The 21,930-nt window shown below is 36.1% G+C and carries 17 protein-coding genes; 13 read left to right on the top strand and 4 right to left on the bottom strand.

The window, feature by feature from the left end; translation table 11 throughout:
- Positions 1–179: 179 nt before the first annotated feature.
- The 5 genes from NRE15_RS03005 (at position 180) to NRE15_RS02985 (ending at position 8,872) form a co-directional block, all read left to right on the top strand.
- Complete coding sequence (locus NRE15_RS03005; protein WP_313794139.1) at positions 180–908, top strand: isoprenyl transferase; 729 nt, start codon at positions 180–182, stop codon at positions 906–908.
- A 16-nt stretch (positions 909–924) separates the two neighbouring features.
- Positions 925–1,719, top strand: coding sequence for a phosphatidate cytidylyltransferase (locus tag NRE15_RS03000; protein ID WP_313794138.1), 795 nt, complete (start codon positions 925–927; stop codon positions 1,717–1,719).
- 15 nt (positions 1,720–1,734) lie between these two features.
- Positions 1,735–2,997: an RIP metalloprotease RseP gene (gene rseP / locus NRE15_RS02995; RefSeq protein WP_313794137.1), complete on the top strand. Its 1,263-nt coding sequence runs from the start codon at positions 1,735–1,737 to the stop codon at positions 2,995–2,997.
- Between the two features lie 75 nt (positions 2,998–3,072).
- On the top strand, positions 3,073–7,377 hold the full coding sequence (locus NRE15_RS02990) for a PolC-type DNA polymerase III (protein WP_313794136.1): 4,305 nt from the start codon (positions 3,073–3,075) through the stop codon (positions 7,375–7,377).
- A gap of 139 nt (positions 7,378–7,516) precedes the next feature.
- A complete protein-coding gene (locus NRE15_RS02985; protein WP_313794135.1) occupies positions 7,517–8,872 on the top strand; it encodes a polysaccharide deacetylase family protein in 1,356 nt (451 codons plus the stop codon).
- A 167-nt stretch (positions 8,873–9,039) separates the two neighbouring features.
- Here NRE15_RS02985 and NRE15_RS02980 read toward each other — a convergent pair whose 3' ends face one another.
- Positions 9,040–9,789: an amino acid ABC transporter ATP-binding protein gene (locus NRE15_RS02980; RefSeq protein WP_313794134.1), complete on the bottom strand. Its 750-nt coding sequence runs from the start codon at positions 9,787–9,789 to the stop codon at positions 9,040–9,042.
- Positions 9,790–9,801: 12 nt separating this feature from the next.
- Positions 9,802–13,089: an ABC transporter substrate-binding protein/permease gene (locus NRE15_RS02975; RefSeq protein WP_313794133.1), complete on the bottom strand. Its 3,288-nt coding sequence runs from the start codon at positions 13,087–13,089 to the stop codon at positions 9,802–9,804.
- Positions 13,090–13,676: 587 nt separating this feature from the next.
- Between NRE15_RS02975 and NRE15_RS02970 the strand changes: the two genes are divergently transcribed.
- A complete protein-coding gene (locus NRE15_RS02970) occupies positions 13,677–14,222 on the top strand; it encodes an NADPH-dependent FMN reductase (protein WP_313794132.1) in 546 nt (181 codons plus the stop codon).
- Positions 14,223–14,280: 58 nt separating this feature from the next.
- Here the strand turns inward: NRE15_RS02970 and NRE15_RS02965 are convergent, their stop codons facing one another.
- Complete coding sequence (locus NRE15_RS02965) at positions 14,281–15,060, bottom strand: superoxide dismutase family protein (RefSeq protein ID WP_313794131.1); 780 nt, start codon at positions 15,058–15,060, stop codon at positions 14,281–14,283.
- A gap of 368 nt (positions 15,061–15,428) precedes the next feature.
- Here NRE15_RS02965 and rimP point away from each other — a divergent pair, with 368 nt between their 5' ends.
- The 7 genes from rimP (at position 15,429) to NRE15_RS02930 (ending at position 21,178) form a co-directional block, all read left to right on the top strand.
- Positions 15,429–15,905, top strand: a complete 477-nt coding sequence (rimP, locus tag NRE15_RS02960; RefSeq protein WP_313794130.1) for a ribosome maturation factor RimP — start codon at positions 15,429–15,431, stop codon at positions 15,903–15,905.
- A gap of 20 nt (positions 15,906–15,925) precedes the next feature.
- Positions 15,926–17,335, top strand: coding sequence for a transcription termination factor NusA (gene nusA, locus NRE15_RS02955; RefSeq protein WP_313794129.1), 1,410 nt, complete (start codon positions 15,926–15,928; stop codon positions 17,333–17,335).
- Positions 17,336–17,358: 23 nt separating this feature from the next.
- Positions 17,359–17,655, top strand: a complete 297-nt coding sequence (rnpM, locus tag NRE15_RS02950) for an RNase P modulator RnpM (protein WP_313794128.1) — start codon at positions 17,359–17,361, stop codon at positions 17,653–17,655.
- A complete protein-coding gene (locus tag NRE15_RS02945) occupies positions 17,652–17,957 on the top strand; it encodes a L7Ae/L30e/S12e/Gadd45 family ribosomal protein (protein ID WP_313794127.1) in 306 nt (101 codons plus the stop codon). The genes rnpM and NRE15_RS02945 overlap by 4 nt, the downstream gene beginning before the upstream one ends.
- A gap of 54 nt (positions 17,958–18,011) precedes the next feature.
- A complete protein-coding gene (gene infB / locus NRE15_RS02940) occupies positions 18,012–20,258 on the top strand; it encodes a translation initiation factor IF-2 (RefSeq protein ID WP_313794126.1) in 2,247 nt (748 codons plus the stop codon).
- Positions 20,259–20,294: 36 nt separating this feature from the next.
- A complete protein-coding gene (rbfA, locus tag NRE15_RS02935) occupies positions 20,295–20,666 on the top strand; it encodes a 30S ribosome-binding factor RbfA (protein WP_313794125.1) in 372 nt (123 codons plus the stop codon).
- Between the two features lie 86 nt (positions 20,667–20,752).
- The gene (locus NRE15_RS02930; protein WP_313794124.1) at positions 20,753–21,178 is read left to right on the top strand and encodes a GNAT family N-acetyltransferase; all 426 of its coding nucleotides are present in this window, start codon (positions 20,753–20,755) and stop codon (positions 21,176–21,178) included.
- A 62-nt stretch (positions 21,179–21,240) separates the two neighbouring features.
- Here the strand turns inward: NRE15_RS02930 and NRE15_RS02925 are convergent, their stop codons facing one another.
- A complete protein-coding gene (locus NRE15_RS02925) occupies positions 21,241–21,918 on the bottom strand; it encodes a hypothetical protein (RefSeq protein WP_313794123.1) in 678 nt (225 codons plus the stop codon).
- Positions 21,919–21,930: the final 12 nt, after the last annotated feature.

The following is a 21,930-nucleotide window of genomic DNA, read 5'->3' as shown; positions in this document are numbered from 1 at the left end:
AAATACCTATCATGTTATAGTCTTGTTGGCTTATAAATGTTCTTTTTTAATTCTCTTCTAAAATTGTAAAAGATTAAAAATTCGCTAAAGAAATTAAATCTTGAAAAAACGATAGGTATCATAGGGTGAGTTTGCTATAATTAGTTAGAGAATAATTCAGTGGATTAAAGGAGAAAGTTATGGCATTCGATAAGGAACGTGTCCCAAAACATATAGCAATTATCATGGATGGAAATGGGCGCTGGGCAAAAAAACGCTTTTTACCACGAGTGGCTGGACATCGTAAAGGCGTAGAGACAATCAAAAAAGTAACGATTCGTGCAAATGAGTTGGGTGTTAAGTTATTAACTGTATATGCTTTTTCTACAGAAAATTGGGGACGACCTCAAGATGAAGTCAATTATTTAATGAGTTTACCAAAAGATTTTTTTGATTCATTTTTACCCGAATTGATTAAAAATGATGTTCGGGTTGAATGGATTGGCGATATTACAGCTTTACCTCAACAAACCTATGATATAGTTGTCTCTGCCGTTGAACAGACCAAACATTGTCAAGGGATGGTTCTAAATTTTGCATTAAATTATGGTGGTCGTCAAGAAATTACTGATGCCGTTGTTGCTATTGCCCAAGCAGTGAGCAATCAAGAATTGGAAACGCATGACATAACCCCTGAACTCATTGAAAGTCATTTATCAACCGCTCGCTATGGACAATTAGCAGCGCCTGATTTACTCATTCGAACTTCGGGTGAACAAAGATTGAGCAATTTTTTATTATGGCAGGCTGCCTACAGTGAATTCTATTTTACAGACGTTCTCTGGCCAGATTTTGGTGCTAGCGACTTAGATGCCGCTGTTGAAAGTTACATTCAACGTGATCGCCGTTTTGGAAAAGTGAAAGGCTAATAAGGAGACGACTAAGATGAAGACAAGAATTATAAGTGCCATCGTTGCCTTTGCCATCTTTATACCTTTTCTATTTGCTGGAGGATATTACTTTGCTTATCTGATGTTGGTTCTAGGTGCCATTGGCTTATACGAATTGGCTAGGATGAAAAAAATTGAGTATTTTAATATCATCGGCATTATCTCTACCATAGCGCTAGCTTTTGTGCTTTTACCGGATCATTATTTTTTAAGTTTTTTAGGTAGGGGACATCAGCAATTTATTTTTTATATTTTTTGTATTATTTTGTTGGTTTTCACTGTCATTAGGCATGAAACCTTTAACTTTGAAGAAGCGGCTGTATTAGTTTTTAGTATACTTTATATCGGCTTTGGGTTTCGGTTTTTAATTTCCATCCGTGATATGGGGGTTGAAACGATTTTTTACCTCTTTGCTGTTATCTGGTCGACAGATATTGGGGCTTATTTTATTGGAAAAGCGATTGGTAAAAATAAGCTAGCCCCTGCTATTAGTCCGAATAAAACAGTAGAAGGCTTTTTAGGTGGTTTGCTTTCGGCTTTTATTGTCGGTTCGCTATATATTTGGATTGTTAATCCCAATCTTGGTGGAGCCAATCATGTTTGGATTCTGACGATTGCCTTGTCTTTAGTGGGGCAATTAGGTGATTTAGTGGAGTCAGCTTATAAGAGACATTTTGGTGTCAAAGATTCGGGTAAATTAATTCCTGGTCATGGTGGTGTATTAGACCGATTTGACAGTACCATTTTTGCTAGTTTTATGATGATTATTTGGTTGAATTTTTTTAGATAGGAATGTGAAATCAAAATGCAAACGCTAATTGTTTTTTTAATCGTGTTTTCAATAATTGTGGTTTTCCACGAGTTTGGACACTTTTATTTTGCAAGACGTGCTGGAATTTTAGTGCGTGAGTTTTCGTTAGGTATGGGCCCTAAATTATTTGCTAGACAAGGAAAAGACGGAACGACCTATACCGTTAGAATGTTACCTCTAGGCGGATATGTTCGCTTAGCGGGTTTAAATGAGGAAGATAATGTCCATCCGGGTATGGAAGTTGGCTTAACTTTTAATGATGCTAATCAAGTATCGATGATTAATACGAGTGACAAACCAGAACTTAATGAAATGCCTGCACAAGTAGATGAAGTAGATTTAGCTGAAAATATGACGATTCGTGTTTATCAAACGGGTCATGAAGAAGCGCAGACATTTGATGTTTCCAAAGAATGTCGGATTATTGAAGAAGATGGGACCAATGTTAAGGTCGCTCCTATAGAAAGTCGATACGAATCAGCCTCTGTTTGGAATAAATTGTTGACTAATTTTGCAGGACCCATGAATAATTTCATTTTATCCATTGTTTGCTTTATTTTGTTTGCTTTTTTAGTACCTGGTATTCCATCAAATAGTAGTACGATTGGAACGGTTGTGGAAGATAGCCCTGCTCAAGTTGCTGGTTTAGAAGATGGGGATCAAGTCATTGCCATTAATTATAACGCGGTTGATACTTGGACCGATTTACAGCAGTATATTGCGTCATCACCGGGTGAAGAATTAGTATTTAGTGTCGAACGCGATAACCAAGTAATCGAATTACCCGTTCAAGTCAATACCGTTACCAATGAAGATGGTACCACCATCGGTCAAATCGGCGTGTCAGTTGCTATGAAAACAGGCGTTTTAGATCGCATAATGTATGGATTTTCTGAAACCTGGCGTATAATCACAAGTATATTATCTGTTTTAGTAGGTATGATTAAAAATGGGTTTGATATTAATCAATTTGGTGGTCCTATTGCTATGGCTCAAATGACTAATGAAGTCGTTGATTACGGCTTTACCGTTATTATAAGCTTTTTAGCGATGTTAAGTGCGAATATCGGTCTTTTGAATTTATTACCTATTCCAGCCTTAGATGGTGGGAAAATAATCTTGAATTTAATTGAAGCGATTAGAGGAAAACCGTTGGCACAAGAAAAAGAGGGGATTATCACACTCATTGGAGTTGGGATTATGTTTGTCTTTATGATTGCTGTAACTTGGAATGATATTATGCGAGCCTTTTTCTAATAATCAGGTGAAATGAGACAATAAAGGATGACTTCATTTATAGAAGGGCATCCTTTTTGGTTGAGGAGGAGTAAGATGGCGGATCAACGTCAACTATTTGAAATATTATTGGAACAAATCCAAATTACAGATCAAGATATACTTGCACATTTAAAAGATATTGAGATAGATCATGTAGAAGTCTATGCACAGTCTAGTCAATGGCACTTCTATTTAACAGGTCGTAAAAGAATTCATCCGGATGCTTACCAAATTTTTCTACGTCATATGTTTAAGGCGTTTGAAGAAATTGCCCATATTGAGGTTTGGTGGAACTTTGAAGATGACCATATTGATAGTGATGTCATTTCGCATTATTGGTTTGCTATTTATTCAGTGTTAGCATCTGAGAAACCTTTTTTGAAAGCGGCTATGCTACAAGCCAGTTATGAACTTGACGGTCAAACGCTACATGTTGGTTTAGCTTCAGAGCATCAAGTCGATACGGTTCAACAAAAGTATCATGACTTATTTGTTCAACGTTTAGAGCAAGTTGGCATTTATGATTTGAATTTTGAGTATTCAGTTGATTTAGACATACTGGAAAAAGAACAACAATTTCATGAACAAAGACAAAATGATGAAGTTGAAAAAAGTCTAACCGAAGCGTTAGAAGCTCAAGAGGCCCGTAAATCTCAACAAAAAGTTCAAGATGTTACGGATGAAATTCCGCCTATTGGCAAAGACATCCCTCATACAGCAATTACACCTATTGTAAACTTATTAAATGATCAATACCGCCAAACCATCGAAGGCTATATTTTCGATTTAGAAATTCGTGTGACAAAAAATGGGATGTCCATTTTAATTATGAAAATTACCGACTATACAAGTTCAGTAACGGTTAAAGTCCTTTCCGGTCGAGGCATTAAAAAAGAATCCTTGGAACAGTTTAGTGTCGGTGAATGGATACGACTCGAAGGCGACATGCAACCGGACTATTATACCTCTGAATTGGAGTTCAAACCGCGTAGTATTCGAAAAATTACAAAAGCGAAAAAGGTCGATAAAGCTCCAGAAGGTCAAAAACGTGTGGAACTTCATGCGCATACCCAAATGAGCACCATGGATGCAACCAATTCAGCGAAAGATTTAATCAAACGCGCAGCTGAATGGGGACATTCTGCCATTGCAATCACCGACCATGCAGGCGCACAAGCCTTTCCAGAAGCCTTTAGTGCGGGTAAGGAATATGGGGTTAAAATTTTATATGGCATAGAAGCCAATGTTGTTAATGATGGGGAGCCTATCGCGTTTAATTTACAGAATATTGATTTACAAGAAGCAACTTATGTAGTCTTTGACGTTGAAACGACTGGCTTATCATCTGTTTATGATAAAATCATTGAACTCGCAGGGGTTAAAATGAAAAATGGCGAGGTGATTGATCGCTTTGAAGCCTTTATAAATCCCGGTCATTCATTAGCTGCCTTTACAACGGAATTAACTGGAATCACGGATGAGATGCTAAGAGATGCACCTGATCTTGAAACAGTTTTGCCGAAGTTTGCTGAATTTTCTAAAGGGACAATTTTAGTTGCGCACAATGCTACATTTGATATTGGCTTTATTAATCAAGGGTACAAGCAAATTGGTTTAGAAAGCGTTAAAGAAGGTGTTATTGATACACTAGAATTATCTCGTTTAGTCAATTCTAATTTAAAAACACATCGGTTAAATACGTTAGCTAAACATTATAATATTCAATTAGAGCAACATCACCGAGCAATATATGACTCTGAAACAACGGGTTATATATTATACAAATTACTCGAGCAAGCTAAAGAAATGTACCAGATGAGTTATCATAATCAATTAAATGATCAAATGGGTCGGAATGATAGTTTCAAACAATCTAGACCATTTCATGCAACCATTTTAGCAAAAAATCAAGCAGGCTTAAAAGATTTATTTAAGTTAATTTCAGAATCGAACATTAATTATTTCTATCGTGTGCCACGCGTTCCGCGCAGTCTTTTAAATAAATATCGCGAAAACCTATTAATCGGTACGGCTTGTCAAGATGGCGAAGTTTTTACGGCTATGATGCAAAAAGGCTATGATGAAGCAGCAGATTTAGTTGATTTTTACGATTATATTGAGATTCAACCCAAATCCGTATATGCACCGCTCATCGTTAATGAAACAATCAGTAATGAAGCGGATTTAGAAAAAATTATGCAAAACATGGTGCGTTTAGGTGAAGAAAAAAATAAACTAGTCGTAGCAACGGGGAATGTTCATTATTTAGACGAAAAAGATAGTATCTATCGGGAAATTTTACATCGTTCCATGAAAATAAATGCTAATCGACAATTAACCATGCCTGAAGTGCATTATAGAACGACGGATGAAATGCTTAATGAGTTTGCCTTTTTAGGTGAAGCAAAAGCTTATGAAATTGTTGTCGAAAACTCTCAAAAGATTGCCGATTCCATCGAAGACATCGAAGTAATTAAATCGAAATTATATACTCCCATTATCGAAGGTTCTGATGATCAAATCCGTCAGTTAAGTTATGATAAAGCCCACGAAATGTATGGGGAAGAATTACCTGAAATAATTGAACAACGTATTGAAAAAGAATTAAACAGTATTATTTCTAATGGATTCTCTGTTATTTATTTAATTTCACAAAAATTAGTGCAAAAGAGTAATGAAGATGGTTATTTGGTTGGTTCGAGGGGGTCTGTTGGGTCTAGTTTAGTGGCGACATTAACTGGAATAACGGAAGTTAATCCTCTACCACCGCATTATTATTGTTCGGATTGTCAAATAAGTGAATTTTTTACGGATGGTTCAGTAAAATCAGGTTATGATTTGCCGGAGAAAGCCTGTCCAAATTGTGGAAAACCGATGTCCAAAGACGGTCAAGATATCCCGTTTGAAACCTTCCTTGGCTTTTATGGCGACAAAGTTCCCGATATTGATTTGAACTTCTCAGGTAGTTATCAACCAAAAGCACATGCTTATACCAAAGAATTATTTGGTGAAGATTATGTTTATCGTGCAGGGACGATTTCGACGGTTGCCGAGAAAACGGCTTTTGGTTATGTTAAAGGTTATCTAGAAGTTGAGCCCCAACAAATTCCTCAGGCTGAAAAAGAACGTTTAGCCAAGGGGATTACAGGGGTTAAACGAACAACCGGTCAGCATCCGGGTGGAATTATTGTTATACCAGATTACATGGATGTTTATGATTTTACCCCTATCCAATATCCTGCTGATGATGTGAATAGTGAATGGAAAACGACGCATTTTGACTTCCATTCGATTCATGATAATGTTTTAAAATTAGATATCCTTGGACACGATGATCCGACGCATATTCGGATGCTGCAAGATTTAAGTGGTATTGATCCAAAAACAATTCCACCTACTGATCCGGAAGTCATGAAAATTTTTAGTGGGACAGAGGTACTCGGCGTTACACCCGAACAAATTTTTTCAGAAACGGGAACGTTAGGTGTTCCGGAATTTGGAACCAGCTTTGTGCGAGGAATGCTGGCTGAAACAAAACCGAAAAACTTTGCGGAATTATTACAGATATCTGGGTTATCACATGGGACGGATGTTTGGTTAGGCAATGCACAAGAATTGATTAAAAAAAATATTGTTCCTTTATCAGAAGTTATTGGTTGTCGGGATGATATTATGGTGACTTTACAGCATTATGGCATTGAAGATGGGATTGCTTTTAAAATCATGGAAAGTGTCCGTAAAGGAAAAGGAATTCCTGATGATTGGCAAGCAATCATGCGTGAACACAAAGTACCCGAATGGTACATCGAATCCTGTTTAAAAATTAAATATATGTTCCCCAAAGCCCATGCGACTGCCTATGTTTTAATGGCTTTAAGGGTTGCGTATTTTAAAGTGCATTATCCCCTTTATCACTATGCTGCCTACTTTTCGGTCCGTGCAATCGACTTTGATCTGATTGCCATGTATCAAGGAAAAGAAATGGTCAAACGCAGAATCCGTGATATTCAAGGCAAAGGGTTGGATGCTTCTGTTAAAGAAAAGAGTTTGTTGACTGTTTTAGAAGTGGCTAACGAAATGCTTGAACGAGGCTTTAAGTTTCAAATGGTTAATTTGGATAAATCTGATGCTGAGAATTTCATTATTGAAGGAGATACGTTAATTCCCCCATTTCGAGCTATCCCAGGTTTAGGTTTAAGCGTTGCCCAACAAATTTGTAAAGCACGTGAAGAAGCTCCGTTTTTATCCAAAGAAGATTTACAAAAAAGAGGCAAAGTTTCAAAAACCATTATTGAATATTTGACCGAACACGGAGTACTCAATGATTTGCCTGATGAAGATCAGCTGAGTTTGTTTTAAAATAGAGTATGAATTTTCGCTTGCTATTTATATGAATATTTATATAATAAATTGTGATATTTTCTGGTTTGAATAGAAATAATTAGCTGATAATGCTAAGATGTATTAGCAAAACCAATTATATTAAGAAGGGTAGTGATTGAAGATTAATAATAAAATTAAACATTATCTTACTTGGCTGATTTTAATAATCATTAATCTGTTACTCTTATTTTACATGTGGACCGACATGAAAGCCCTCGAAAGGGATAAATTGGTAGAAAGTGCGCAAACGGACTTAAATCAATTGTATTTTGATCATCAACATGATTTTCTTGATGAAAATATCACACAAAAAATAATTGATGATAAAGTCACTCAATATTCTAATATTGATGATGACCAAATTAGGGATACGCTTAATGATATTGAATTACGCTATGGAATGATCCAAACTTTGAATCAAATTTATGTTGACGATGAACCTATGATTGTAGGCAATCGTATTAATGACAGTAATATAATCAATGAAAATTTATCATTAGATGAGCTTAAACACTTACAAAATGAAATGGATGCTGCTCTTCCTAGAACGGAAGATGACCGCTTATTTCTAGTTTTTAATGAAAAAATGACTTTTGCAGAGCAGACTTTACAAACAATTGAAGATATAGAAATATCTTTACTGCGAATGGATAATCAGATGACGACTGAATCAATTAACCAAGATTTAGATCAGATGAAAGCCATTCAAGCACAGTATGAAAAAGTGAGTGGGCAGCCAAAAGCACAAAAACTTGAAGTATCATATTATCAATTAATTGACCAAATAACACAATTAGTAGAAAATAACATTTCATTTTTTAATGAAAATAAAGAAGTAAATCATAAAATTTTTGAAAATGAGGCCTTAGCTGACCGTTTGCTGGGAACGGAAGTTGATCACCGGCCACTGATAGCATTGACTTTCGATGATGGACCTAATGAGACGACTTTACAAATTTTAGATGTTTTGGAAAAACATGAGGTGCATGCAACGTTCTTTCAATTAGGTATGAATGTAGTTGAATATCCCGAGATTAGTAAAAAGGTTTATGAAAAAGGGCATAAAATAGGCAACCATTCTTTTTCTCATGCTAACTATGCGACTATTTCTGATGATGAAGTGAAAGAAGAAATGCGTCTGACACAAGAGGCTGTGGCAACTGCGACAGGAGCAACGCCCAAACTTTATCGTATGCCGTATGGGATTGGTGGACAACGTGTGGTAGAAATGTTTCCTGATTTGCAAACTGTTTTTTGGAATATTGATTCTTTAGATTGGGAGTTTCGTGACTCCGATAAAACCGTAAGCGAAATTATGAATACTGTCAAACATCGCTCAATTGTATTAATGCATGATATTTATCCAGAAAATGTTGAAACTTTGGATCGGATTATTCCGTATTTAAAGGATCAAGGTTATATCTTTTGTTTCCCTGATCAAATATTAGATGCAGATACGTATTTGGATTAATCAAAAAAATGGATATGAATTGAGATAATTTAAAATATGAAAAAATCCGGACGTTTAATGATTGTGATAATAACAAGCTGTCACACAATCATTAAACGTCCGGATTTTTTTGTTAATTTAGATTAATGCTTATTTGGTGTTGAAATTTTGCTATCAGTAAACGAGATTTAGATAGCAAAACTAGTATCACTAAAACCACGGATGAACTGTTGTGTTCGTTCCATTTGGGGGTTATCAAAAATTTGACTAGGTGTACCTTCCTCCAAGATGACCCCTTTATCTAAGAAGATAACTTGGTCAGAAACGTGTTTTGCAAAATTCATTTCATGGGTTACCAAAATCATGGTGGTATCTTGATGGGCGACTTGTTGAATTAAATCTAAAATACCACTGACCATTTCAGGGTCTAAAGCAGAGGTTGGTTCATCAAAGAGAATGACTTCGGGTTGAATTGCTAAGGCTCTAGCAATTCCAACACGTTGTTGTTGACCACCCGATAAACGATTCGGATAATAATTAGCACGGTCTGACATACCAACTTGTTCTAAATATTTTTCTGCAATTTCTTTGGCTTCATGTTTTGGTTTCTTTTGTACCATGATTAATTGTTCCATGACATTTTCCAAAGCTGTCTTTTTAGAAAAGAGCGCATAATTTTGAAATACCATGGCCGTCTGTCTTCTTATTTTGAAGATTTCTTTTTCAGGAATATGGCTAACTTCTTGTACGATATCTCCAATATGGATGGTTCCTTTATTTGGTTTTTCTAAAAAATTTACGGTTCTGAGTAAGGTAGATTTTCCCGATCCACTAGAGCCAATAATCGTAAGTACATTTCCAGTCGGCACGTCAATGTTAATATTATCTAATACCAAGTGGTTACCATAACTCTTAGACCAATTTTCGAGTTTTAACATATGAATGGCCTCCTATTTCGTTTTAGAATCTAATGCTAGCGCGTCAGATGTTGTTCCATTATTTGATTGTTGAATTTGACTCTCATCAATTAAATTGACATTTAATTTTTTCTCAAGCCATTTAACAAAATTTTCAATAATGATACAACATACCCAGTATATTAAGGATACGGCAATATAAGCTTCGAAGAAACGCAAATTACTTCCTGCAATAATTCTTGCTTGCCCCATAATATCAATGACTGTAACGGTAAATGCAAGCGAAGTCCCTTTTAGTAAACTAATTAAACTATTACCTAAGTTTGGAATCGCAACGATCATGGCAGATGGAAGTATAATCCGTGTCATTGTTTGGCGATTGGTTAAACCAATCGATTTAGCTGCTTCGATTTCACTTTTATCAACAGAAAGAATGGCTGCACGTATCGTTTCAGAATTGTAGGCTGCTTCATTTAAACCAAAAGCAATAAATACATATAATAATGCAGGAATGTTATTCACATTGATAGACGTATTTAATTGTTGATTAATCCAAGCGACTACAAGTGGGAAACCATAGTAGGCTAAGAATAATTGTACTAATTGAGGTGTACCGCGCATAAATGAGACAAACAAGGTGGCTAATTGTTTTAAGATGGGAATATCATAGATTTTAATTAGCGCAATTAGGAAACCTAAAAGCAAACCAATCACAGCAGATACGACAGTCATTAAAAGTGTGATCGGTAATTTTTCAAGTATAGTTGGTAATATTTGAGGGATTATTTCAGGTGCAAATATTTTACCATCCGTACTTGACGTCGTTGATTGTGCTTGAGTCACTATTTGAGTGGATTCAATATCAGATTGCGCCAAACGTTGTTCTTCGAAATTATCATTGCGAGCAATAATTTCCTCCGTTAGTTGAGTATCATCTTGCCCCATATATTTTTGGCTGATAGCTGCAAGTGTCCCATCTTCTCTTAGTTCAGCAATCGCAGCATCCATTTGATTTCTTAACTCAACATCTTCTAAACGGTAAATAAAGTACGAACCTGGTAAACGAATGGCATCTTCGTTTTCGATTGGATGAGCTTTCAATTCAATACCAAAGGTTTGTTGCACATCATTTAAGTATGTCGTCGCGTAGATGGTTGCGTCAAAGCGACCGCTGTATACATCACGAATTAGGTTTGAAGGATCAGAATCGACATATTGAATATCAACGGCTAAATCAGGGTTTTCTTCATTCCATTTTTCTAGGAACATGGATTGAGGTGAAGCCGTAACGACGCCAAATGACATGCCTGCCATATCTTCCATGGTCAAATTGTCAGCTTTCTCTGTATTTGTGATAATGACATTATGGGTAATAACGTAAGGATAAAGTGAGAAGAGGAATTTTTCTCTTCGTTCTTCATTTTCACCTAAGTTATTAGTCACTAAATCAAATTGACCAGAATCAAGTCCAGCAAATAATGAAGCAAATTCAGTTATTTCATATTCAAAGGTAATATTATCAAGTTTTTCATCAATTGCAGTCAGCAAATCAATCTCAAAGCCAGTTAATTCATTGTCTTCAAAGTAGTTGAGAGGTTTGGTTTGTCCTGATGTACCTACAGTCACTACTCGTTCCGTTTGGTTACTATTATCTTGTGCTTGATATTCTTCATTAATCGCATCATTTTTATCAATAATAGCTTGGGACAATTCTGTATCATTTTGCCCAAAGTAGGTCATTGAGATGTCTGCCAAAGTGCCATCTTCACGCATCTCGGCTAAAACGTCATCGATTTGATTACGTAATTCCAAATCTTCTTTGCTGTACATTAAGTATGATCCAGGCGGATTGATTTCATCTTCGTTTTCAATAATATGTTGTTTTAACTCGATACCAAAGGTTTGTTGCACATCATTTAAGTATGTCGTCGCATAGATGGTTGCATCAAAGCGACCACTGTGAACATCACGAATGATGGTCGATGGGTCTGAATCGACATATTGAATATCAACGGCTAAATCGGGGTTCTCATCATTCCATCTTTCTAAGAACATGGATTGAGGCGAAGCCGTTACAACACCGAATGACATCCCCGCCATGTCTTCCATGGTTAAGTTATCGGGTTGGTCCGTTTGTGTAATAATAACATTATGCGTGATCACATAAGGATAGAGCGAGAAGAGGAATTTTTCACGCCGTTCAGCATTTTCACCTAAGTTATTGGCGACAATATCGAACTGGCCAGAGTCAAGACCGGCAAACAATGAAGCAAATTCGGTGGTTACAAATTCGAATTCGACATCATCCAAACGTGCATCGATTTCATTCAACATATCAATTTCAAAACCGGTCAACTCATTATCTTCAAAGTAGTTGAGGGGTTTTGTTTGGCCGGAGATTCCAATGGTGACATTACGAGTGTCTTGTAAGTCGTTTTCAATAGTAGCAACACTTTCGTCACTAGCGATATTTACTTGATTAAGAGTGTCATTTTTATCAATAATAGCTTGGGACAATTCTGTATCGTTTTGTCCAAAGTAGGTCATTGAGATTTCTGCCAAAGTGCCATCTTCACGCATCTCGGCTAAAACGTCATCGATTTGATTACGTAATTCCAAATCGTCTTTGCTGTACATTAAGTATGATCCAGGCGGATTGATTTCATCTTCGTTTTCAATGATATGTTGTTTTAACTCGATACCAAAGGTTTGTTGCACATCATTTAAGTATGTCGTCGCGTAGATGGTTGCATCAAAGCGACCACTGTGAACATCACGAATGATGGTCGATGGGTCTGAATCGACATATTGAATATCAACGGCTAAATCGGGGTTCTCATCATTCCATCTTTCTAAGAACATGGATTGAGGGGAAGCCGTTACAACACCGAATGACATCCCCGCCATGTCTTCCATGGTTAAGTTATCGGGTTGGTCCGTTTGTGTAATAATAACATTATGCGTGATTACATAAGGATAGAGCGAGAAGAGGAATTTTTCACGCCGTTCAGCATTTTCACCTAAGTTATTGGCGACAATATCGAACTGGCCAGAGTCAAGACCGGCAAACAATGAAGCAAATTCGGTGGTTACAAATTCGAATTCGACATCATCCAAACGTGCATCGATTTCATTCAACATATCAATTTCAAAACCGGTCAACTCATTATCTTCAAAGTAGTTGAGGGGTTTTGTCTGGCCGGAGATTCCAATCGTTATCGTTTCTTGTGCATCTATAGGCTTAACCGTAAGATTGATGCCTAAAAAAACAAAGAGTAATGCCAAGGCACTATATAAAAACCATTTTATTTGTTTTATCATAACTTTCACCTTTCCTTTTTGACAAGTGCAGTAGGGCAACAAAAAACGCTCAATTAGTATCATACTAAATGAGCGTGTTATTGCATAAAATATTTATGCTTCAGCCATTTAGAATATGATATTCTATGTGGCTAGAAACAAGCAAATGTGCTTTAGCCATCATAGATACAAACTAAGTGTTTTGTTTGTATCTACAATGAATTGTAAATACAAACTATCTAAAATAGCTAAAGTAATATAATTGATTTTGAATTGCATGTAAGTTACGTATTGAATGTTTCTTTTTCTTCATTACCCTTACCTCCAAAGTCATTACTTGCCTACAATCTTACTCTGACTTTCAACGATTGTCAAACATTTATTAAAATTAGATGAAAAAAGATAAAAGATGATAAAGCTAAGTTCATAATTATCTTTGTAAAGTACTAGTTAAATCACTCTTTCAAAGGGAATAGCTTTCTCATAAAAAATATATTTAGAATTAGAGATATTTTTGCTTGTCTTTTATCTGTTTATAAGTTAAAATGATAATACAACAAGTATTTGAATGATATTTGTTATTTATTAAACAAAAAGGAGATTTTATAATGACAAAATTAGGGGTAATCGTAGGTAGTATTCGTAAAAATAGTTATTCTGGTATGGTAGCCAATGCTATCGCTAAGTTATATCCTTCAGATTATGAAGTAGAATTTATCGAAATTGCTAACTTACCATTATATAATCAAGATTCTGATGCAAATAGTCCAGCAGAATATACTGATTTTCGTGCTAAAGTTGCTAGTCAAGATGCTATCTTATTTGTAACACCAGAACATAACCGTTCAGTTCCTGCAGCCTTAAAAAATGCTTTAGATATTGCTTCTCGTCCTTGGGGTGAAAATGTTTGGGCTGGTAAGCCAGCGTTAATTGCTAGTCAATCAATTTCAAATTTAAGTGGATTTGGTGCTAATCACCATCTACGTCAATCGCTAGCTTTCTTAAATATGCCAACGGTACAACAACCGGAAGTCTATTTAGCTAATTCACAAAATCTATTTGATGAAGATGGTCAATTAGTTAACGAAGGGACGTCTGATTTCTTACAAACAGCTGTGGACGCTCACGTCGAATTAATTAACAAATTAGCCTAATCATCATTCTAAAAAAACACGACTTCAAAATCGAAGTCGTGTTTTTGTGTGAAAATAATTATTCTGCAGATTCTTCTGAAGACTCTTCGACTACTGATTCAGTGGTTTCTTCTGTAGATGCTTCAGCTGAATCAGAACTTTCTGGGTCAGATTCTTCAGTATAGAATTCACTATCTTCTAATGGAGCGAATATAACAGCGGCTAACATACGATCCCCAGCATCACCTGTTGGTTGTGATACATAATCATCTGCTTGTGTATGGATAATTAAAGTCGTTCCATCTGTTCCGTTAAGGGTATTTTCACCTTCTGGGTCTAAAGTCACGTCGGGGATTTCGATGGTTTCATTGACTGTCCCATCTTCTCCAACTACCAAGTTAGGTAAGTCACCAGCATGTGGTCCAGTTTCAGATTCAGTCCCATGTTCTACATCAGTTGGATTAAAATGAGCGCCAGCATCTTCAAACGTTGGTGCAGTTGCTAAACCAACTTCATGAATATGCATCCCGTATTCACCAGGTTCAACACCTTCTAATTCTAATTCTAATGTTACTAAACCTGCTTGGTCTTCTCTAAAAGTAGCTGTTCCCATAACTTCTTCTTCATTGTTAATCACGTCAACAACAACTTCGAATGCATATTCTTCGTCGGTAGCTGATTCGTCGGTTGATTCAGAATCAACAACTGATTCACTTTCAACGGCTGAGTCGGTCATTTCAACGGATTCGCTTATTGCTTCACTGCTAGCCTCTTGGGCTAAAGCAATTGATCCGTAAGAGACAAATCCACCTAATAATAAGCTCGCACTTGCTAATGAAACTAATTTTTTCAATGACATAAAATTGACACTCCTTTTCATTTGATAAGTTAACTTTAGCATATCACTTTTTAGATGTCACACAATATGATTATAAAATATTGGTTAAATTACGTTATAAAAATTTAATAAATATCACTTTATTAAATCTATTTTATTTTATAAAAGCATGCTATATTGAATATGAATCTTATGTAATATTGTCCTGTGGTATTGTTTTTGGGGTATTTAACCATTAAAATAGTAATCAAGTTTGCATAAAATTGTAGTTTATGTTATAATTACTAAGGTATAGTGGTGAGGGTAGTGAGCGGCAACGCTCGCTTTTTTCATGCTTTATGACTAAAATTGAAACGCACTTAAGGGTTGAAAATTAAAAGAGGTGAATAATGAGTTCTATTGTAGAAAAAGTCCGTCCAATCATTGAACCAATTGTTGAACAATTTGATTGTTACCTTGTAGATATTGAATATGTTAAAGAAGGGCCAAATTGGTTTCTACGTATTTATGCAGATAGAAATGAAGGAAATATTGATTTAGATGACTGTGCCTTAATTAGTGAAGCTGTAAGTAGTCATTTGGATAATATTCAACCAGATCCTTTTCCAGCTGCCTATTATCTTGAAGTTTCTTCACCGGGTGCAGAACGACCATTAAAAAATGAACAAGCAATTAGGGATGCTGTTGGATCGTATATTCACTTTGATTATTATGTTCCTCAATTTGGTGAAAAAAGCCATGAAGGGACATTAGTTAAGGTAAACGATGAAGACTATGTCATTGAAGTAAAAATTAAGACGGTAACCAAGCAATTAGAAATCGCTAAATCAGCTGTTTCTAATGCCCGCTTAGCTATCAAGTTTTAACATACATTTGAGGTGATAAAATGAGTACAGAACTTGTAAAAGCCATGCAAGTACTTGAAGAAGAAAAGGGTATATCTAGAGATGTTATTAAAAGTGCTCTAGAAGATGCCTTAGAATTAGCTTATAAACGTAATTATAATCAAGCACAAAATGTTGAAGTATCTTTTAACAAAGAGACGGGTGATATTAAAGTATATTCCGTACGTGAAGTTGTTGAAATAAATTATGACAGTATGCTTGAAATAAGCTTAGAAGAAGCATTAAAAATTAGTCCCCATTATGAAATTGGTGATAAAATAAAGTTTGAAGTGACACCAAAAGATTTTGGACGCATAGCCACCCAAACGGCTAAACATGTTATTATGCAACGAATCCGTGAAGCTGAACGTGAAATTATTTATGAGGAATATAATCAATATCAAGATGAAATATTAACTGGGATTGTGGAAAGACAAGATCATCGATTCTTATATGTCAATCTTGGTAAAGTAGAAGCCGTTATGCCAGTGAGTGAACAAATTCCTACAGAAAAATATCATATGGATGATCGCATAAAAGTCTATGTTAGTAAAGTTGATAAAACCAGTAAAGGGGCGCAAGTGATTGTCACACGTGCACAACCTGAGTTTTTAAGAAGATTGTTTGAACAAGAGGTGCCTGAAATTTACGAAGGAATCGTGGAGATTGTCAATATTGCTCGTGAAGCGGGCGATCGTTCTAAAGTAGCCGTGCGATCAAGAGATAAAAACGTTGATCCAGTGGGTACCTGTATTGGACCTGGGGGACAAAGGGTACAATCAATCGTTCGTGAGTTAAATGGTGAAAACATGGATATTATCGAATGGAATGAAGATCCGGTGATATTTATTAAAAATGCCATGAGTCCTGCGGATGTTGAAGAAATCATTTTTGATGAAGCCAACCATTCGTGTATTGTGGTCGTACCTGATCACCAATTGTCACTGGCCATTGGTAAAAAAGGTCAAAATGCTCGTTTAGCTGCTCGGTTAACAACCTATAAAATTGATATTAAATCCGTTTCCTCTTATGCTGATTATGTTGCAGAACAAACAGCCAAGGAAATCGAACAAAAGGAAGCCGAAGGATTGGAAGATGATACCATCGATGAATTGGCAGTGACCGATGAAGTCGAAGTGTTAGATGAAGATACAATTGCAGCTGATATTGATGTTAAGTCGGAAGATTTATTTGCTGATCCTGACGTCTCCATCGCAGCCGATGGTGATGATTTCTACCAAACAGGTGATGTGGAAGATTTACGGAATGCGCAAGATATCGACGAGCAAGAATACACACCTGAGGCTGTCGAAGATGCCATTGAAGCCGTTGAAATTGACGGTGAACAAGATTATGATGAGCTTGTTGAAGAAGTTAAGTATGAACAATTATTAGAAGATGAAGCGTTTTAATTTTTAAAGTAGGAGGTCGACGAATGAAAACAAAACAAACACGTAAAGTTCCTATGCGCAAATGTGTTGTGTCACAACAAATGTTCCCTAAAAAAGAACTTGTTCGCATCGTTAAAAATAAAGAAAATGAAGTCTTTATTGATCCTACAGGACGACAAAATGGTCGTGGTGCGTATATTGGTCTAGAGCCAGAATTAGCTATAGAAGCTAAACGCAAACGGACCTTTGATAAAATATTTGAAATGAAGATTACGGATGAATTTTATGATGAACTTTATAACTATATTGTACACCAGAAAGCGCGCAAAGAGCTACTATGAGCAATAGACAAAAACAATTGAATTTATTAGGACTTGCTACAAGAGCTCGAAACTTAATTTCTGGTGATGAATTAGTAACGAAGGCAATCAAGCAAGGGAAAGTCCACTTAGTCATATGTGCAAATGATGCAAGTGCATCGACACTTGAGCGATATGATGCTATGTGTCAGCGATATAATGTAGCATTAGATACGTCATTTAGCCGAATGGAGATAAGTCAAGCGATTGGCAAATCACGATCGATTTGTGCAATGAATAATCAAGGGATGGCTAATAAATTTCATGAATATAATACAAAGTGATCATCACCACATTTAAAAATCTACCTTTTTTAAGGTATACAGGAAGGTGATATTATGACAGCTATTCGTGTATATGAATTTGCCAAGAACCATAATATGAGCAGCAAAGCTGTTCTAAATTTAGCTAAGAAAAATGATATTGACTTTAATAGTCATATGTCGTCAATGACTGAAGAACAACAAAATAAATTGAATCAATTGATCAATAACCGTAAACCCGTTGTGGAAGCAAATGATTCAACTACAAATACGCAAGCAACTAAAAAGGATAGTGCAAAATCAGCTAATCCAAATAAAGAAGTACAACATAAGCAGCGTAGTCATTCGAACAAAAAACAAACAGAGGATGATATTGAAACGAAAACTTCAAGTAATAACTCAAAACATACTGACAAAGCCTCGAAGAAGCGTTCGATGAATAATCAATCTGAGGAGCAAGAACAAGGTAATCGTTCCAATCGTCGTCGTGGAAGAGGTAACCGTAATAACCGTAACAATAAGAATCAACCTGTTTCCAAAGGAATTACGGCTAGAAAACACAAAGATTTACCTGAAAAACTTGTCTATACTGAAGGAATGAATATTCAAGAAATTTCTAAAATTTTCCACCGTGATGCCTCTGAAATTATTAAAAAATTATTGCTGTCAGGTGTGATGGCAAACCAAAACCAAGCTTTATCTAAGGAAGTTATCGAGCTAATTGCTCTAGAGTACGGTGTAGAACCTGAAGAAAAAGTCGTTGTGGATAAAGCCGACTTAGAAATCTATTTTGAAGATAATGAAGATGAAGAATTATTAACATCACGTCCACCGGTTGTGACTATTATGGGGCATGTTGACCACGGTAAAACGACTTTATTAGATCAATTACGCCACACACGCGTGACTGAAGGCGAAGCCGGTGGTATTACTCAACATATCGGAGCCTATCAAGTTGAAATTGAAGGTAAGCCAATTACTTTCTTAGATACCCCTGGTCACGAGGCGTTTACGACCATGCGTGCGCGTGGAGCGGACATTACGGATATTACAATTATTGTGGTGGCAGCTAATGATGGCGTGATGCCACAAACAATTGAAGCGATTAATCACGCTAAGGCAGCTAACGTTCCTATTATTGTGGCCATTAACAAAGTTGATTTACCTGAAGCCAATCCTGATCGGGTGATGCAAGAATTATCTGAATATGGTTTAATTCCTGAAGCTTGGGGTGGCGATACAATTTTTGTTCAAATTTCAGCTAAATATAATCAAAATATTGATGAACTTTTAGAAATGATTTTATTAGTTGCTGAAGTTGAAGAATTAACCGCTAATTCAAATCGTTTAGCTGTCGGTACTGTGATTGAAGCTCGTCTTGATAAAGCTCAAGGTGCAACGGCAACTTTACTGGTTCAACAAGGGACCTTACGTATTGGGGATCCAATTGTTGTGGGTAATAGCTATGGTAAAGTTAGAACGATGTTAAACGATAATGGTCGTCGCATCCGTTCGGCTGGACCAGCAACACCGGTTGAAATTACAGGCTTAAATGATGCTCCACAAGCAGGTGATTTGTTTGTTGTATTTGAAGATGAAAAATCAGCTCGTATGGCGGGTGAAGAACGTGCTCAACGTGCCCAATTAGAACAACGTGACACTAAGAAAAAAGTGACTTTAGATAACTTATTTGAAAGCTTAAGCGAAGGAGAACTTAAATCTGTTAACGTCATTATCAAAGGTGATGTTCAAGGATCGGTTGAAGCCTTATCAGCTAGTTTACAAAAAATCGAAGTTTCTGGTGTTCGCGTTAATATCATCCATCAAGCGGTTGGAGCTATTAATGAAAGTGATATTACCCTAGCTGCAGCTTCTGGTGCGATTGTTATTGGCTTTAACGTACGACCAACCCCTCAAGCAAGAGCACAAGCTACGGAAGAAGAAATTGATATTCGTCAACACCGCATTATTTATAATGCCATTGATGAAATTGAAACAGCCATGAAAGGGATGTTGGATCCAGAATTTGTGGAAGAAATCCAAGGTCAAGTTGTGGTTCGTGAAACCTATAATGTCTCTAAAGTTGGAACGATTGCAGGTGCTTATGTTTTAGAAGGTCACATTACCCGTAATAGTAAAGTGCGTGTTATTCGTGATAATATCGTACGCTATGAAGGTGAAATAGCTAGCTTAAAACGTTTCAAGGATGATGCTCGTGAAGTTACAAAAGGCTTCGAATGTGGTATCATGATTGAAAAATATAATGATATTCACGTTGATGACATTATTGAAGCTTACCATATGGTAGAAGTCAAACGTTAATTTATTTGTATTTTGATGAACGGAAGGAGCATTCTCATGGCAAACTATCGTCATGGTCGTGTTAGACAAGAAATTCTGCGTGAAGTGAATAATATTTTGACGCGTGAAGTAAAAGATCCTCGTGTACAAGGCATCACGATTACAGATGTTGAAGTAACAGGTGATTTACAACAAGCCACGATTTTCTATAGTTCCATGGATGATAAAGCAGGAGCACGTCAAAAAATTGAAGCAGGACTTAAAGCTGTAACAGGTAAAGTCAGAAGTGAGTTGGGTAAACGTCTTACCTTGTACAAGACACCTGAAATTACTTTTGAACGTGATCGTTCAGTGGATTATGGGTCACATATTGATGCTTTATTAAGCCAGATTAATCAATCATCTGTGGATGAAACTGACTTAGAATAATTTGTTTTCTAAAAGTCCGAACTTTTATTAGCTCGGACTTTTTTTACTGCGGTTAATGCTAACGATTTTGAAGGGAGATTTTCACGGTGGTATTTTTATATTCAAGCAATCCACAGGCGAGTTTAGAGAAAATCGATGCGTTGATTGATGCTCATACCTTGGCAACCTTTCCTGAATTAAATGAGGCAAACTTGTTTTCGCAGCAATATGCCATTGAAATAATTGTGTCGCAGCAATTTGTTGGAGGGGTAGCCTTCACTAAACAATATGATTCGATTCATGTTAATGCTTTGGCTGTTGACTCACATTATCGCCAGCAACAATATGGAACGTTATTAATGCAGGAATTAGAAAAATATTGTGAGGATTTGGATGTTCACACTATTTCATTGTCAACTTTGAGTTATCAGGCCTTAGGATTTTATCAAAAATTAGCCTATCAATTAGCAGGTCAAATCCCTGATTATCCTACTCAAGGAATGACAAAATATTTTCTTTTTAAAAAATTATAATAAATAGCGCTGAACATAAGGGAATAGTTTAATCCCTTATATTCAGCGCTATTTTTTACTATTTAAGGCATAATCCAGTTGGCGACAATATCTTCACTGCCCTGATAAATAGCATCTTTTGCGTCTTCTTGTGAAAGTTCCAAGTCTTCGAGTGATTGTGGGACTAAATACTTCAAATAAAATATACGGGATTCTTCAGTAAAGCCTAAGTCTGCCATTCTCTCATCAATCAGCGTATATTGAACGCCTTCACGATAGGTTTTGTTATCGGTCGTGAATTCTACATTTTTTATCGAAGTGTAGTAGATACGATCATTGATTTTAAAGTAGTAATAGGTATTGTATCGCCCCATATATTCGATTTCATCCAAATGGGTGTTAGCGTTATAGAGTTCAAGGTTTTCAAATGACTGCGGTAAATAGCCGACCCGATAAAATTGTTCTTCTGATATAGAATAAGGTAAAGGATCACTAAATGCATTAAGGGTATAGGAACGTGTTAAGGGATTGGTAAATTGTAATTTATCAATTAAATCGGAGTGGATTTGGTAATTTGAATATGCCCAATAACCACTTGCGAGAATGACAAGTGTAGAAAGGCTAATCATGATTTTACCTATTTTTGTGTTGAAATGTGAAATCGTCGATACGAGTAGCACACCAGCAATAACAGCAATTATAATAGCAACCCACATATCATTATAATAAAACTGCTCCATAGCAACCCATTGTTCATACATAATTTATAATAA

The sequence above is a fragment of the Fundicoccus culcitae genome, assembly GCF_024661895.1.
In the GTDB taxonomy this organism is placed as follows: Bacteria; Bacillota; Bacilli; order Lactobacillales; family Aerococcaceae; genus Fundicoccus_A; species Fundicoccus_A culcitae.
The sequence above is the reverse complement of the archived record's forward strand: the minus strand, read 5'-3'. Positions and strand labels throughout refer to the sequence as shown.

Coding starts and splice junctions, on each gene's coding strand:
- NRE15_RS02975 (WP_313794133.1), bottom strand. CDS start 13,089: ATGATAAAACAAATAAAATGGTTTTTATATAGTGCCTTGGCATTACTC.
- nusA (WP_313794129.1), top strand. CDS start 15,926: ATGAGTACAGAACTTGTAAAAGCCATGCAAGTACTTGAAGAAGAAAAG.
- rnpM (WP_313794128.1), top strand. CDS start 17,359: ATGAAAACAAAACAAACACGTAAAGTTCCTATGCGCAAATGTGTTGTG.
- NRE15_RS03005 (WP_313794139.1), top strand. CDS start 180: ATGGCATTCGATAAGGAACGTGTCCCAAAACATATAGCAATTATCATG.
- NRE15_RS03000 (WP_313794138.1), top strand. CDS start 925: ATGAAGACAAGAATTATAAGTGCCATCGTTGCCTTTGCCATCTTTATA.
- NRE15_RS02980 (WP_313794134.1), bottom strand. CDS start 9,789: ATGTTAAAACTCGAAAATTGGTCTAAGAGTTATGGTAACCACTTGGTA.
- NRE15_RS02925 (WP_313794123.1), bottom strand. CDS start 21,918: ATGTATGAACAATGGGTTGCTATGGAGCAGTTTTATTATAATGATATG.
- rseP (WP_313794137.1), top strand. CDS start 1,735: ATGCAAACGCTAATTGTTTTTTTAATCGTGTTTTCAATAATTGTGGTT.
- NRE15_RS02965 (WP_313794131.1), bottom strand. CDS start 15,060: ATGTCATTGAAAAAATTAGTTTCATTAGCAAGTGCGAGCTTATTATTA.
- NRE15_RS02990 (WP_313794136.1), top strand. CDS start 3,073: ATGGCGGATCAACGTCAACTATTTGAAATATTATTGGAACAAATCCAA.
- NRE15_RS02970 (WP_313794132.1), top strand. CDS start 13,677: ATGACAAAATTAGGGGTAATCGTAGGTAGTATTCGTAAAAATAGTTAT.
- infB (WP_313794126.1), top strand. CDS start 18,012: ATGACAGCTATTCGTGTATATGAATTTGCCAAGAACCATAATATGAGC.
- rimP (WP_313794130.1), top strand. CDS start 15,429: ATGAGTTCTATTGTAGAAAAAGTCCGTCCAATCATTGAACCAATTGTT.
- NRE15_RS02945 (WP_313794127.1), top strand. CDS start 17,652: ATGAGCAATAGACAAAAACAATTGAATTTATTAGGACTTGCTACAAGA.
- rbfA (WP_313794125.1), top strand. CDS start 20,295: ATGGCAAACTATCGTCATGGTCGTGTTAGACAAGAAATTCTGCGTGAA.